1 protein-coding gene and 1 pseudogene are annotated in these 1,481 nt (G+C 66.8%); both read left to right on the top strand.

Features of this window, described 5'->3' with window-relative positions:
• The first annotated feature begins 145 nt into the window (after nt 1-145).
• Nucleotides 146-1,246 carry an acyl-CoA dehydrogenase family protein gene (locus V7116_RS20730; protein WP_324393885.1) on the top strand — a complete coding sequence of 367 codons (1,101 nt, stop codon included), beginning with the start codon at nt 146-148 and terminating at the stop codon, nt 1,244-1,246.
• Between the two features lie 30 nt (nt 1,247-1,276).
• A pseudogene (locus V7116_RS20725) lies at nt 1,277-1,481 on the top strand (acyl-CoA dehydrogenase family protein); the annotation flags it as partial.

Here is a 1,481-nt window from a genome sequence, read left to right as displayed (position 1 = left end):
CCGGATCTGGTGGCGCGGTACGGGCTGCCGCAAGTCTGGAACGCGGACGGGCAGGGTGGACCGGATCGTTACATCGAGGCACAGGTATGGGACGACGAGCCGCTGCGCGCGCTCGGATGGATAACAGGTGGAGAGAGAGGCGATCATGATCAGTTTCACACCGACTGACGAACAAACGATGCTGATCGACACGATCCGGCGCTACAGCCTCAATGACGTGCGTCCTGCGGCGCACGAGGCGGACGAGAGCGGCGATCTGCCGGAGGCGCTGGTGCGCACCGGCTGGGAGATCGGCATCCTGCCGGGCAGCATTCCCGAATCGATGGGCGGGTTCGGGGAGGCGAGCGGCGCCGTGACCGGGGCGCTGGCCTACGAGGAACTCGCGTACGGCGATCTGGCGCTGGCACTGACGGTGCTGTCGCCCGCGCTGGCCGCGATCCCGCTGGTGCTGGACGGCACGGACGAGCAGCGCGACCAACTGCTGCCGCTGTTTCTGGACGAGACGCCGCCGCGCGTGACGGCAGCGTTCATCGAGCCGGGCATGTTCTTCGCGCCCGGCAAGCCCAGGACGACCGCCACGCGCCAGAACGGGCGCTACGTGCTGAACGGGGCGAAAGCGACCGTGCCGCTGGCGACGGACGCCGAACGGCTGCTGGTGTATGCCTGGAACGAGGATGCGAAGCAGGTCGATGCGTTTTTCGTTTCGGCCAACCAGGACGGGCTGAGCGTCGGAGTGCGGGAAAAGCTGATGGGCGTGCGCGCGCTGCCGACGTATCCGGTGACGCTGGACGGCGTGCAGGTCGGCGCGGACTGCCGCCTGGGCGGTGAGGCAGGACTTCAGTTCTCGCGGCTGCTGGCACACAGCCACGTCGCGCTGGCGGCGCTGGCGGTCGGCGTGATGCACGCCGCGCTCGATTACGCGATCGATTATGCCAAAGAGCGCGAGCAGTTCGGCGCGGCGATTGCGACCAAACAGGCGATCGCGTTCATGCTGGCCGAGTGCGCGATCGAGGTGGACGCAACGCGGCTGATGGTATGGGAAGCGGCGTGGAAGCTCGATCAGGGCGAGGACGCCAGCAAAGAAGCCTATCTGGCGAAACGATACGCGGACAAGGCCGTGCTGATGGTGGCCGACAGCGCCGTGCAAACGCTGGGCGGGCACGGGTATATCCGCGAGCACCCGGTTGAGCGGTGGCTGCGCAACGCGCGCGGGTTCGCGTCGTTCGACGGGCTGGCGATGCTGTAGCGTGGGCGAAACGAGAGAGGAGCGAGGACGATGACGATCAGCTTTGAACTGCCCGAACGGATCGCCCAGGAAATGCCGATGATTCAGGCCGTGGCGGACGGCATAATGCGCCCCGAATCGCGCAGCCTGGACGAGCACGAACACCAGCGCCCGAACACGTTCATCAACATGATGTGGCCGGTGGTGCGCGATCAGCAAAAACGCGCGCTGGATAAGCTGGCGGCGCGCACCGCGG

The organism is Aggregatilinea sp., assembly GCF_036822615.1.
GTDB lineage: Bacteria > Chloroflexota > Anaerolineae > Aggregatilineales > Aggregatilineaceae > Aggregatilinea.
Note: the sequence above shows the minus strand (reverse complement) of the source record. Positions and strands in the feature narration are given on the sequence as shown.